Raw genomic sequence first — 12,324 nt, 5'->3', positions numbered from 1 at the left:
AATGAAAGTAGCAGATATGCATTGTGATACAATTTTAGCGATTCAGAGAGGAAGGGAACAGGGAAAAGAGATTTCACTTCGGAAAAATAATTTAAATGTGGATCTTGAACGGATGAAAAAGGGGGATTATCTGATTCAAAATTTTGCCATTTTTCTGGATCTGGAGGATCCGATGCTTGCAGGGAGTCCATTCCGTTATGCAATGAAAATGGCGGATGTATTTTATCGGGAAATGGAGAAAAATAAAGACTGGATCCGGCCGGTCACAAAGTATGACGAGATTGAAGAAAACCGGAAGAATGGAAGGATGTCAGCGTTGCTGACATTGGAAGAAGGAGAAATCTGCGAGGGCGATCCTGCCCTTTTAAGAGACTTTTACCGGATGGGGGCAAGGATGATGACTCTGACCTGGAACTATCCGAATCAGCTTGGATATCCGGCAAAAGCGACTGGCGGAGAATTTGCCGGAAAAGTCTTTTCAGAAGCCGGATATGGGCTTACAGCGCATGGGATTGAATTTCTGGAAGAGATGGAGAACCTGGGAATGATCATCGATGTGGCACATTTAAACGATGCAGGAATCCGGGATGTGTTAAAGTTCACAAAGAAGCCTTTTGTAGCGAGCCATTCCAACGCGAGACATTTGTGCAGTCATCCGAGAAACCTGAATGATGAACTTCTGAAAGCGATCGGGGAAAGAGGCGGTGTGATCGGGCTGAATTATTATGCATATTTCCTGCGCGACTGGAAAGACGGAGAGACGGTTGTGAGCAGAGCGGAGGATATTGTGGCACATGCAAAATATATCCGTGATATGGCGGGAATAGAGGCTTTAGGACTTGGTTCAGACTTTGATGGTATGAATGGAGAACTGGAGATTGCATCCCCGGCAGATATGGAAAAGTTGGAAGATGTATTTAAAAAGAATGGATTTACAGAGAGCGAGATCGAGAAAATCTTCTGTAAGAATGTAATGCGAATATATAGAGAACTGCTTGGGTAATTCCGGCAAAGCATATTTATAACATAGAAAACCCGGCTGTGGAGTAATACACAAGCCGGGTTTTTTACTCTAGCATCTTTTGCAGCGATTACGCAACTGTTACATTAACAGCCTGAAGTCCGCGGTTTCCTTCTGTGATATCGAAAGTAACGTTCTGTCCTTCTTCAAGAGATTTGTATCCTTCTCCCGCGATTCCTGAAAAATGTACGAATACATCTTCTCCGGTGCTTTCGTTTGTGATGAATCCGTAGCCTTTCTGTGCGTTGAACCACTTAACTGTACCCTTGTTCATTAGTAGTACCTCCTAAAAAATTGATGATGCCGATAAAAATAAAAATCACATATTTTTGTAAGTCATCAGACAGATGTTAATGATTTACAAAAATATGTGAAATCTAAATCTTATCTAAAACACAATTTCAGAATATCACGTGGTAGGACAAATGTCAAATCAAAATAGGAAAAATAGGAAAAAATAAATGTCTTTTTATTGACAGGAAGAAAAAGGAATGCTATTATTTTTAACATATTTAAAGAGTGAAAATATTTGTACAAAGAGGTACTTTACTGCGGAGAAGAACGCAGAGAGTATCTTTTTTTTGACTTGCAGGAGTGCAAAGCACGTAGCAATCTGGTATCAAAGGGGTCAAAAGTATAAATGGGATGTCAGAAAGAGGTAGTGCAGATGAAAAATCATGAACTGGATGCAGTGGATCGTACAATTTTGAATATTTTACAGAGAAATGCCAAATGTCCATTGAAAGAGATTGCAGAGAAGGTGTATCTGTCTACACCGGCTGTATCAGCGCGGATTGAAAAGATGGAAAAAGAAGGATATATTCTCGGTTATCAGGCACAGGTGAATCCGGAAGCACTTGGATATCATATCAAGGCACTGATCAATCTGGAGGTTTCGCCGGAGGAAAAAAATGTGTTTTATCCGTTTGTGAGAAAGTGTTCAAATGTGATCGAATGCAACTGTGTGACCGGAGAATATTCTATGGTGTTGGAAGTACTGTTTCCCAGCACAACAGAGCTGGATAAATTTATTGGAGAATTGCAGCGATTTGGAAGAACAAAGACACTGATCGTATTTTCAACTTCGGTTGAACACAGAGGAATCAATGCAGATATAGAAGAAACACTGGAGAGAGAAATATAATTTCCCGTAAATTGAAAAAGACCCGGAAACAAAAGTTTTCGAGTCTTTTTCTTCTTTAAGGGCTATATAAACAAGCAGTTTGAAATAGTCATTTTGATTATTCAGCAGCGATAGCAACTTCCGGAACAATTGTTTCAGTAGCTTTTTCAGATGCTTTGATATCTGCAGGTGTTTTTGCAAAACCTTTAAACACGATAGAACCAACAAATCCAGCTAAAGATCCGCCGATCGCAGCAAGTACGATTGCAGCTACAACCTTAAGTGGTGGGTTAAATCCGAATGGAGCTAAAAGTCCAGGAATCGGAGATGCTGTTCCAGGGGCGTTATTGATAATACCGAGCATAGCTGCTGCGAGTCCGGCAAGTCCGCCACCAAAGAAGTTTGATCCGTAAATCGGAATCGGATTCTGTGTAATAATATCGGCCTGTGTAAGAGGTTCAAGCATTACCGCGATAACATTACTGCGCTCGCCAAGTTTTAAACGGTCGAAAATGATACCGTTTGTGAAAGAACCACCAACACATGCAATTGCTGCAATACCCATTGCAAGTCCATCAAGTCCGAGCATAGCAGTCAGAGCCATAGAACTAAGTGGTGAGGTGCAGATCATCTTCATAATACCACCGAGCAGGAATCCCATGATAAGTGGAGACTGTTCAGCAGCTGCAGAAATCATACGTCCGATGTTGAGCAGTGTTGAATTAACGACCGGATCAACTGCGATGGCAATAATTCTTGCAAGCGGTGCGATTGCAAGAGCACCAACGATCAGATTCAGACCTTCTGGAAGTTTCTTTTCCAGGAACGGAGCTACAAAACCTACAATATAACCTGCTACAAAACCAGGAAGGATTCCGTATCCTCCGACTGCGACACCTGCAACGACTGCAAGTACCGGATTACATCCCATACTGATCGGAACTAAAGTAGCTGCAGCGATTCCCCCGAAGCTGCCGGATATGGTTCCGAGTTCTGAGAAAAATGCAATTCCTAATAAATCACCTGTGATGTAATGATGAACAGCTTCTACCAGGAACGAAGCAACGGCTGCATTAGCCATTCCGGACATTGCTTCTGATCCTTTTGGAAACTTCAGGCTGAATACAGAGAAACAGGCTAAAGTGAGAAGCAGTAAACCAATACCTTTTACGATTGTTAACATATGACATCCTCCTTAATATTTATATTTATTCGCATCAGTTATCGTGATAACATAATAAAATGGAAGTTACAAAAAAATACAAAAAGTATCAAAATGAAATTTATTTTTGGAAAAAACTACAAATACAGGATAGATTTATTGTATATAATGACGATAACTATAAGTGATAATGAATTATAGAGAAAATATATAAAGAGATGAAATAAGAAGCAGGAGAGAACCTGAAAATCAGGCTCTCTCGGTGCATTCCTGAATCAGTGCATTCAGGAAATTTTTAATTTTCACATTGCCGTGCCGTACACTTTTTCCACGGATGAAATCCATTTCCCTTCGAACCTGTTCAAAGTTATACAGGGAGTTGGAGTAGGTTGTAAACGTGTCATTGGCGTAATCTTCAAGACCAAGGTTGGCAAGGTTGACCATTCCCATGTTGGCTGTCCGACGGATCCTTTGTTCCATGGATTTTGGATTGTCACTGAACCGACTGCAAAGTTCGCTTAAAGTGACATTGTCAACTTTCTGGTTATGCTGGATCAGATAATCGACAAGGGAAATGATATCCTTGCTGCCACGTTCACCGGTGATGCCAAGCTTTTGGAGAATTCCTTTTAACCGGATAATATAAGGTTTTTCAGCCGTATCATTTATAAATCCCTGTGGCTGTACAAAATTCTGCTGGGTCTGGAAAATCGTCTGCACCTGCTGCAATGTCCGGCGGGCAGTCAGGGATTCACTGACCTTCCGGAGTATGGATTCTACTTCGATACTGTTGATCGGCTTATGAATATAAAATTCGATGCCCGCAGAATAGGCATCTGCGATCATATCTTTGGATGCAACCTGGGAAAGCATAATAAAAGTAAGATCCGGTGCATAAGAGCGGGCGCGTTTCACGAAAGTGATTCCGTCTATTTCCGGCATCAGAAGATCAACAATTACGATGTCTGGATTTATAAGAGGAAGATCCGTGAGTGCATCCACACCGTTTTCGGCAGTCCCGGCAATCTCTCCAAGTCCACGGTCCCGTATAATACGTTTTAATATATGCAGTACATTTTTATCATCATCAATGAGATAGAATTTCATTTATAAACCGCTCCATTTCTCTTTTGGTATAGTAAGTGTGAAAACTGTTTTTCCGGGAACGGAAGTTACCCGGATGGTTCCGCCCAGGCGGAGTTCGATAAAATCCTTTACCAGGCTAAGTCCAAGTCCCCGATTGACCTCGCCGGTTTCGTAATTGATCTTTGTGGAAAAACCCGGTTCAAAAATTTGTTCCATATCCTCCGGATCAATTCCGGGTCCATGATCTTCAACTTCAATAACATAAGAAGAATCCGTGGAGGATTGACGGACAGAAAGCTCGACCGGATTTCCGTCTGCTGCTTCAATCGCATTGTTGAAAAGATTGCGGAAGATTGAGAGCAGAAGATAATGGTTCTGTGTATAAAGATTTTCTTCCAGCTGTATATTAAAAGAAAGTCGTTTCCCTTTTGGAAGGGATGCATCCAGGCTGCTTTTCAGAATGGTGAGGATATCATCCAGGCTCATTCCGTCATTTTCAGAATTTAATTCCATTGAAGAGGAAAGTCCTCTTACGATCAGATTGTAGTCTTTTTTGATCTCGTGGACATCACGTGCAATCTGAAGTGCGGTGCGGGTGAGGGATTCGTCTATATTCCGTTCACTCATATCGTGGTAAAGCCGGTATGCGGTACTCATGGTGTCCTCTATCATACGTGTACCTTTCTGCATCAGAACAACTTCGCCGTTAAGCTCAGAAATCAAAAGAAGAAGGTTCTGGTATCTCCGTGCATGTTCAGCACTCAGGAGACTGAACTTGTAATGGCTGAGACAGAACAGGAAAAGACCCGCAAGTGCAGTACGCAGAAGCGCAACCAGAAGGACACCTGCCTGGGACTGAAAAGAAAAAGCGTCTATATCCATACGGGTCAGCAGTTCTGTTATATTTGCCAGATAGTCAAAAAGAAACATCCAGGGCAGAGAATACATCGAAAGTTCATAGTCATTTTTACGGCAGTAGAGAAAAAAAAGGATTCCGTAGACCAGATAGAAAAACATTTCCGGAAAATAGTTCTGTGGATTCCAACTGCCAAAGCGAAGCCAGTGCATCAGTGTACGGGAAAAGAAAACACAGAGGGCACTTATCACCGTGACCGGAAGAATCGGATATTTCCCAAAAAGGATCAGAGACATGAAAATGCCAAAAATTCCGATGGAAACACGAAAATCGCTTTCAAAAAGTGAGATGCTGATCTGGGCGCCAATGATAACAGCAGCACTGACCAGCAAAATGTGGGTATAACGTGAAAAACTTTTGGTCCACATAAGAAAGCCTCCTTTATTCAGATCATCTCTCTTACAGTCTACAGTCCGGTTAATAATTCAACCAGAAATACGCCGGCACATGAAAACAGGGAAACACAGATCAGACTTTTTCTGTTCCATGCAAGGATCAGTGCGATTGCAAAACCAATGGCGGCAGACCAGATATTGGCGGTGGCTGTCAGAATGGCCGGAAAGGTCATAACAGCCAGAGTTACATAAGGTACATAATATAAAAAAGATTTTATAAAAGTATTTTTGATCTCTTTCCTGATCAGCGTCAGTGGCAGCATACGGATCAGATAGGTGACGGCTGCCATGACAAAGATATACATATATAGATTATGCTTCAACGGAAGAATCCTCCTTATCTTCTGGATTTGTTTCTTCCTTTACAGGGAAGAAATACGCTGCGATTCCGGCAATCAGAATCGTAAGGATAATGATTCGGAAGCCAGAAGAAATCTGGCATAGCACAGGAGCCTTTGTGAAAAGGAAGCTTGCTGTCATGGAAATCACGACAATGGTTCCGATGATCCTGTTATCACGTGCCGGAGGAATAATGATTGCGATAAACATTCCATATAATGCAACGCTCAGTGCGCTGACGATCCGGTCAGGCAGGATACTTCCTGATACTACTCCGAGGAAAGTGCCAAGTGTCCAGCCAGGTGCGGCAAGTGCCATCACACCGTAAGAATACCATGGAGTAATCCTTCCGGGGCGGGATACGGATACGCCGAAGACTTCATCCGTTACACCGTATGCGATAAGAAAACGGTGGAAAAAAGGATAGTGGTTATCAATTTTCTGTGAAAGGGCACAGGACATCAGCGAATATCTGAGATTGATGATGAGCTGGGTGAATGCCATTTCAAAATAGGATGCGGATGCCGTAATCAGTGACAGACCAGCAAATTGCCCGGCGCTGGTCAGGTTTGTAAGGGAAAGCAGAACGGCTTCCCAAGTGGAAAGTCCTGCATTTTTTGCCATGATACCAAAGGTAAATGATACCGCAATATAGCCGAGACAGATGGGAATGCCATCCTGTATCCCGGCTGCAAAATCCATTTTTCTGTTTCTACTCATGAAGTAAAACCTCTCTTTTGTAAATAATCCCCAAATTTGAATTGTTATTTTACTAACATTTTACCATGGAACGGTGGTCTTGAAAATGATGTTTTAAAAGAACTTGAAAAAAAATTTACAGAAAGACTGGAAATATAGTGGTATTATGAGTTATAATAAATAGTGATAAATAAATGTGCAAACATAAGTACAAGTTATAAAAGGAGATTGAAGCATGGAAATGTTATCTATTGAAAAAGAACTGCAGAGCAATTCTTATCCTGGAAGAGGGATTATCATCGGAAAGTCTGCCGACGGAAGCAAAGCGGTCACAGCTTATTTTATCATGGGAAGAAGTGAGAACAGCCGTAATCGTGTCTTTGTAGAAGAAGGAGAAGGAATCCGCACACAGGCATTTGACGAGTCAAAGCTGACAGACCCAAGCTTAATTATCTACGCACCGGTGCGTGTACTCGGCAATAAGACGATCGTTACAAACGGAGATCAGACTGATACAATTTATGAAGGTATGGACAGACAGATGACGTTTGAACAGTCCCTTAGAAGCCGTGAATTTGAACCGGATGGACCAAACTACACACCACGTATTTCCGGTATCATGCACATTGAGAACGGAAAATATAACTATGCAATGTCCATTTTGAAGAGCAATAACGGAAATCCGGATGCATGCAACCGTTACACCTTTGCATATGAGAATCCGGTAGCCGGAGAAGGACATTTTATCCACACATACAAGTGTGATGGAAATCCGCTTCCGAGTTTTGAAGGAGAACCAAAGCTTGTTGCAATTCCGGATGATATGGACACATTTGCAGACACACTCTGGAACAGTCTGAATGCAGATAATAAAGTATCTCTGTTTGTAAGATATATTGATATTGAGACAGGAACATACGAAAGCAAGATCATCAATAAGAATAAATAGTATACAAAGGTGAAGAAGGAGCAGGAATCATGAATGAATTAGAACTCAAATATGGATGTAACCCAAATCAGAAGCCGTCACGTATCTATATGAAAGACGGAAGTGATCTCCCGATCAAAGTTCTGATGGGCCGTCCGGGATATATCAACTTTCTGGATGCATTTAACGGATGGCAGCTGGTATCGGAATTAAAAAAAGCAACCGGACTTCCGGCAGCAACTTCCTTTAAGCATGTGTCACCGGCAGGTGCTGCAGTCGGACTGCCACTGGATGAAACTCTTGCAAAAATTTACTGGGTAGATGACCTTGGAGAACTTTCTCCGCTTGCAAGTGCTTATGCACGTGCAAGAGGCGCAGACCGTATGTCTTCATTCGGTGATTTTATTGCGCTTTCTGATGTCTGTGATGTTGATACGGCAAGACTGATTAAGAGAGAAGTGTCGGATGGAGTGATCGCACCTGGATATGAACCGGAAGCACTGGAGATTCTTGCACAGAAAAAGAAAGGTAATTACAATGTGATCCAGATCGATCCGAATTATGTTCCGGCACCGACTGAACACAAGGATGTATTTGGTATTACTTTTGAGCAGGGAAGAAATGAACTGAAGATTGATGATGATTTCTTCTCAAATGTAGTGACTGAGAACAAAGAAATTCCGGATCACGCAAAGAGAGATCTTGCAATTTCCATGATTACTTTAAAATATACACAGTCAAACTCTGTATGCTATGTAAAAGACGGACAGGCAATCGGAATCGGAGCCGGACAGCAGTCCCGTATCCACTGTACCCGTCTTGCAGGACAGAAGGCAGATAACTGGTGGCTGAGACAGTGCCCGAAAGTACTTGCTCTTCCATTTAAAGAAGGAATTAAGCGTGCAGACCGGGATAATGCAATTGATCTGTACATTGGTGAAGAATATATGGACGTACTGGCAGACGGAACCTGGGAAAATATTTTCACTGAAAAACCGGAAGTATTTACCAGAGAAGAAAAGAGAGCATGGCTTGATAAGCTGACGGGTGTGGCACTTGGATCAGACGCATTTTTCCCGTTTGGAGATAACATTGAACGTGCACATAAGAGCGGTGTTACATATATTGCAGAACCGGGTGGATCAATCCGTGATGACAATGTAATTGATACCTGTAACAAATACAACATGGCGATGGCATTTACCGGAATCCGTTTATTCCATCACTAAGATAATAAAAAAGCAAAGTTCCTGCAGAGGTAGAAGATCTACCTTTGCGGGAATTTTTTATTTTTAACAGAAAATGGAGCTTTCTATTGTATAAAAAAGATTCCGGAAGAATAATCTGTTGAAAAAATAAACAGATATGCGACAAATGTGGAAAAATGTCGTTAAAAAATAAACAGAACCGATAATCTGAAGATTTATTATTTAGTAAGGGATTACATAATATATATGTAACAGCCAGCAGGAGGAGGCGAATCTATGGGTATTATTGAAATCCTTTTAATTTCAATCGGGCTTTCATTTGATGTATTTGTTGTACATATCTGTGTTGGAGCAGGATTTTCGAGGAAGCATGGAAAAGACACACTTTTATCCAGTCTGATTTTTGGAGGAATGCAGCTCTTTGCACTGATCCTGGGAAATGTTGTTGCAGATATTCTGAAGCCGGACAGAAAAATGAATGAGACGATTTCAACAGCGGCAAGTGGATGGGAGCTTTTGTCGGTGCTGATATTTATTGGACTTGGCATTTATATGATCTGTAAAGCAAGAAATAATAAGCAGATCTTTGAGCGGAGAAACGATGAAATAAACTGGAAACGGCTTAGAAAACTGGCAGTACTTACCAGCGTAGATGCGTATTTTGCCGGAATGGGTATCGGATTCTGGAGTGTGGAGATCCTGGAACAGGGAATGGTATTGCTTCCGGTTACGATCATTCAGTGCTTTCTTGGTGTGGAGGTCGGATATAGATTGGGCTGTGAATATAACTGCAAAGCTTACTGGATCGGTGGGATATTATTCCTGATCGCCGGGGCAGATATGGTGGTTACGCATTTTTTATTTTAAAATAGCAGGAGGAAAAGAGTATGGGCGAATTGACACATAAAGCAGCAAGGGCAGCATTTGGCGGAGCAATTGATTTGGCAATGCGAAAAATGGATAAAGACAGAGAAAAAGGTCTGCTTGATCTTGTTGATCTGACCGAGCGTTTCATGGGAGACAATTTCCAGAAGAGCTCCTATGAAGGCGCAAGAAAGATGATACAGGATCCGGATTCGAAGTGGATGAGTTATGTGAATCGTGCATTAGATGAAATTGACCCGCATGTTATTAAACAGACAGCATTAAACCTTGGATTTGAAGCGGCGTTCCATGGAACGAAGACAATCCGCAGTATGAGAGAGGTACATCAGTGCAATATTCCGTGGCTGATCCTGATGGATCCGACAAGTGCATGTAATCTTCATTGTACCGGATGCTGGGCGGCAGAATATGGGCATAAACTGAATCTTACATATGAAGAGATGGACAGCATCATTACGCAGGGAAAAGAACTGGGGATTTATTTCTATATGTATACAGGCGGGGAACCGTTAGTAAGAAAAAAAGATATTATCAGACTTTGTGAAAAGCATTATGACTGCGAATTCCATGCATTTACAAATGGAACACTGGTGGATGATGAATTTTGCGAAGAGATGAGAAGAGTCGGCAACCTGTCCCTTTCAATTAGTCTGGAAGGATTTGAAGAGGTCAATGACATGCGCCGTGGAGAGGGTGTATTCGACAAGGTTATGGCAGCTATGGATCGGTTAAAGAAATATGGACTGATCTTCGGTACGTCAATCTGTTATACCAGAAAGAACATTGAAACGGTTACATCGGATGAATTCCTGGATATGATCATCGGAAAGGGATGTCGTTTCACCTGGTATTTCCATTATATGCCGGTTGGAAATGATGCAGCACCGGATCTGCTCCCGACAAAGGAACAGAGAGAATATATGTATCACCGGGTAAGAGAAATCCGCGGTGCAACAGGTGGAAAGCCGATTTATGCAATGGATTTCCAGAATGACGGAGAATTTGTCGGAGGCTGTATCGCAGGTGGAAGAAACTACTGCCATATCAATGCGAATGGAGATGTAGAACCATGTGTATTTATTCACTACTCTTCTGCAAATATTCGGGAAGTCACTCTGCTGGAAGCTCTGAAACAGCCACTCTTTATGGCATACAGAGACCGGCAGCCTTTTAATAGCAATCATTTGCGTCCTTGCCCGATGCTTGAAAATCCGGAGATTCTTCAGGAAATGATCAAAGAGACCGGTGCAAAATCGACCGATCTGCAGTCACCGGAAAGTGCGGAACATTTGTGCAGTAAGTGCAAAGCTTATGCCTGTGAGTGGGAAAAAACGGCAGATCAACTATGGAAAGAGCATCCGCATCAGCAGAAGGGTTACACAAATTACAAAAAACGCGTGGAAAAGCAGTAAAAAAACAGAAAAAAAGCGGTTTGAAAAAGTGTTTTGTTTGTGATAGAATATTCGTCAAGAGAAATGGGCAGGAAAAAGAGGACAACACATGGAAAGAAAAAGAGAATTAACAAAAATCCTGCTTGCGGAAAGCTTTAAGGAACTACTGATAAAAGGATCTTTTGATAAGATAACGATTAAAATGATCACAGATCAGGCGGGAGTTATTAGACCGACTTTTTATAATTACTTTCAGGATAAGTATGAAGTGATGGAATGGCTTCTGGAGACGGAGGTTTTTCAGCATATCCGTGAGATGACCGAAGACGGGATGGAAAGAGAAGCCATTTATCTGTTGTTCCGAAAGATGGAGAAAGACCGGATTTATTATCAGAAAGCATTTGAAGCGACCGGTCAGAATGGGTTTGAGGAAATTCTTGAAAAGAAGATCCGTCAGCTGATCGAAGAGATGGTGGGCAGACATAAGATCAAGCTTGAGAAGCTTCAGGGAATCAAAGACAAAAAGATTTTTCTGGAGTTCCATACGATCACCGTTGTAACCGGACTCAAATACTGGCTGACCAGCCGGGATATTCATCTGTCGGCGGATGAAGCGATGGAGTATTATCTGTTCCTGATGTCGCATCCTATTTTGGAGCTGCTTGAAAAGTAAAGAACAAAATATAAATTTGAGAAGAATCTGGGAAAATCCGGGTTCTTCTTTTTGTTTTTCTGTCAGAAAATTCTGATAGAGCGTTCTGATAAATAAAAGGGAATACGTTCTGGAGAGGTATATTCTTTTGAAATTGTAGAAAATAAAAAATGTTATCTAAACTGCTTGACGGATTTCTATTACAGAGTTATTATGAACATATGAACAGTTGCTCATATGTTCAGTGAGAGAAAATTTTTCAGGAGGAAAGAAAGATGAAGAAAAAATTTAAAATGGTAGACCTTGATTGCGCAAACTGTGCAGCAAAAATGGAAGATGCAATCAAAAAAATTGATGGTGTAAATGATGCAACGGTAAGTTTTATGATGCAGAAGCTTACGATTGATGCAGATGATGCAAGATTTGATGAGATCATGCAGGAAGTCGTTGCTGTATGCAAGAAGGTAGAGCCGGACTGCCAGATTCAGCTGTAAAACCGGAAAAGGTATGAAAGGGGAG

14 protein-coding genes are annotated in these 12,324 nt (G+C 41.6%); 8 read left to right on the top strand and 6 right to left on the bottom strand.

The annotated features are described in order from the left end of the window. Position 1: 1 nt before the first annotated feature. Positions 2 to 1,003, top strand: a complete 1,002-nt coding sequence (locus PGY05_RS05465) for a dipeptidase (RefSeq protein ID WP_270475470.1) — start codon at positions 2 to 4, stop codon at positions 1,001 to 1,003. 88 nt (positions 1,004 to 1,091) lie between these two features. On the opposite strand, the gene PGY05_RS05460 is transcribed toward PGY05_RS05465, so the two are convergent. Further along, on the bottom strand, positions 1,092 to 1,295 hold the full coding sequence (locus tag PGY05_RS05460; protein ID WP_008373270.1) for a cold-shock protein: 204 nt from the start codon (positions 1,293 to 1,295) through the stop codon (positions 1,092 to 1,094). Between the two features lie 408 nt (positions 1,296 to 1,703). Between PGY05_RS05460 and PGY05_RS05455 the strand changes: the two genes are divergently transcribed. Then, entirely contained in the window at positions 1,704 to 2,165 is a 462-nt protein-coding gene (locus tag PGY05_RS05455; RefSeq protein ID WP_055247741.1) for an Lrp/AsnC family transcriptional regulator, read from the top strand. Between the two features lie 97 nt (positions 2,166 to 2,262). Here the strand turns inward: PGY05_RS05455 and PGY05_RS05450 are convergent, their stop codons facing one another. From PGY05_RS05450 to PGY05_RS05430, 5 genes are all read right to left on the bottom strand, one after another. Further along, complete coding sequence (locus PGY05_RS05450; protein WP_055247708.1) at positions 2,263 to 3,327, bottom strand: PTS sugar transporter subunit IIC; 1,065 nt, start codon at positions 3,325 to 3,327, stop codon at positions 2,263 to 2,265. Between the two features lie 228 nt (positions 3,328 to 3,555). Further along, positions 3,556 to 4,413 carry a response regulator gene (locus tag PGY05_RS05445; protein WP_055156096.1) on the bottom strand — a complete coding sequence of 286 codons (858 nt, stop codon included), beginning with the start codon at positions 4,411 to 4,413 and terminating at the stop codon, positions 3,556 to 3,558. After that, the gene (locus PGY05_RS05440) at positions 4,414 to 5,676 is read right to left on the bottom strand and encodes a sensor histidine kinase (RefSeq protein ID WP_270475469.1); all 1,263 of its coding nucleotides are present in this window, start codon (positions 5,674 to 5,676) and stop codon (positions 4,414 to 4,416) included. 38 nt (positions 5,677 to 5,714) lie between these two features. Then, positions 5,715 to 6,026 (bottom strand): AzlD domain-containing protein, encoded by a 312-nt coding sequence (locus PGY05_RS05435; protein ID WP_022220771.1) that lies wholly within the window; start codon positions 6,024 to 6,026, stop codon positions 5,715 to 5,717. Next, positions 6,016 to 6,762: an AzlC family ABC transporter permease gene (locus PGY05_RS05430; protein ID WP_270475468.1), complete on the bottom strand. Its 747-nt coding sequence runs from the start codon at positions 6,760 to 6,762 to the stop codon at positions 6,016 to 6,018. Before PGY05_RS05430 ends, PGY05_RS05435 begins: the two co-directional genes overlap by 11 nt. A 214-nt stretch (positions 6,763 to 6,976) precedes the next feature. Between PGY05_RS05430 and PGY05_RS05425 the strand changes: the two genes are divergently transcribed. The 6 genes from PGY05_RS05425 to PGY05_RS05400 all read left to right on the top strand — a co-directional run bounded on the left by PGY05_RS05425 (position 6,977) and on the right by PGY05_RS05400 (position 12,299). Beyond that, on the top strand, positions 6,977 to 7,690 hold the full coding sequence (locus tag PGY05_RS05425) for an IMP cyclohydrolase (RefSeq protein ID WP_008373293.1): 714 nt from the start codon (positions 6,977 to 6,979) through the stop codon (positions 7,688 to 7,690). 29 nt (positions 7,691 to 7,719) lie between these two features. After that, positions 7,720 to 8,898, top strand: coding sequence for a phosphoribosylaminoimidazolecarboxamide formyltransferase (locus PGY05_RS05420; protein ID WP_173688748.1), 1,179 nt, complete (start codon positions 7,720 to 7,722; stop codon positions 8,896 to 8,898). A gap of 255 nt (positions 8,899 to 9,153) precedes the next feature. Next, a complete protein-coding gene (locus tag PGY05_RS05415; RefSeq protein ID WP_055156099.1) occupies positions 9,154 to 9,744 on the top strand; it encodes a manganese efflux pump MntP in 591 nt (196 codons plus the stop codon). A gap of 20 nt (positions 9,745 to 9,764) precedes the next feature. Further along, entirely contained in the window at positions 9,765 to 11,174 is a 1,410-nt protein-coding gene (locus PGY05_RS05410) for a radical SAM protein (protein ID WP_055297197.1), read from the top strand. A gap of 88 nt (positions 11,175 to 11,262) precedes the next feature. Further along, positions 11,263 to 11,826 (top strand): TetR family transcriptional regulator, encoded by a 564-nt coding sequence (locus PGY05_RS05405; protein ID WP_022220520.1) that lies wholly within the window; start codon positions 11,263 to 11,265, stop codon positions 11,824 to 11,826. A gap of 254 nt (positions 11,827 to 12,080) precedes the next feature. Further along, positions 12,081 to 12,299 (top strand): cation transporter, encoded by a 219-nt coding sequence (locus PGY05_RS05400; RefSeq protein ID WP_055156100.1) that lies wholly within the window; start codon positions 12,081 to 12,083, stop codon positions 12,297 to 12,299. Positions 12,300 to 12,324: the final 25 nt, after the last annotated feature.

Source organism: Coprococcus sp. AF51-11b1 (assembly GCF_027682785.1).
Taxonomy (GTDB): Bacteria; Bacillota; Clostridia; order Lachnospirales; family Lachnospiraceae; genus Allocoprococcus; species Allocoprococcus comes.
This window is presented reverse-complemented; position numbering and strand designations above follow the sequence as displayed.

Excerpts from the sequence above, each read along its gene's own strand:
- PGY05_RS05465 (WP_270475470.1), top strand. The coding sequence starts at position 2 with ATGAAAGTAGCAGATATGCATTGTGATACAATTTTAGCGATTCAGAGA.
- PGY05_RS05460 (WP_008373270.1), bottom strand. The coding sequence starts at position 1,295 with ATGAACAAGGGTACAGTTAAGTGGTTCAACGCACAGAAAGGCTACGGA.
- PGY05_RS05450 (WP_055247708.1), bottom strand. The coding sequence starts at position 3,327 with ATGTTAACAATCGTAAAAGGTATTGGTTTACTGCTTCTCACTTTAGCC.
- PGY05_RS05445 (WP_055156096.1), bottom strand. The coding sequence starts at position 4,413 with ATGAAATTCTATCTCATTGATGATGATAAAAATGTACTGCATATATTA.
- PGY05_RS05440 (WP_270475469.1), bottom strand. The coding sequence starts at position 5,676 with ATGTGGACCAAAAGTTTTTCACGTTATACCCACATTTTGCTGGTCAGT.
- PGY05_RS05430 (WP_270475468.1), bottom strand. The coding sequence starts at position 6,762 with ATGAGTAGAAACAGAAAAATGGATTTTGCAGCCGGGATACAGGATGGC.
- PGY05_RS05425 (WP_008373293.1), top strand. The coding sequence starts at position 6,977 with ATGGAAATGTTATCTATTGAAAAAGAACTGCAGAGCAATTCTTATCCT.
- PGY05_RS05420 (WP_173688748.1), top strand. The coding sequence starts at position 7,720 with ATGAATGAATTAGAACTCAAATATGGATGTAACCCAAATCAGAAGCCG.
- PGY05_RS05415 (WP_055156099.1), top strand. The coding sequence starts at position 9,154 with ATGGGTATTATTGAAATCCTTTTAATTTCAATCGGGCTTTCATTTGAT.
- PGY05_RS05410 (WP_055297197.1), top strand. The coding sequence starts at position 9,765 with ATGGGCGAATTGACACATAAAGCAGCAAGGGCAGCATTTGGCGGAGCA.
- PGY05_RS05405 (WP_022220520.1), top strand. The coding sequence starts at position 11,263 with ATGGAAAGAAAAAGAGAATTAACAAAAATCCTGCTTGCGGAAAGCTTT.
- PGY05_RS05400 (WP_055156100.1), top strand. The coding sequence starts at position 12,081 with ATGAAGAAAAAATTTAAAATGGTAGACCTTGATTGCGCAAACTGTGCA.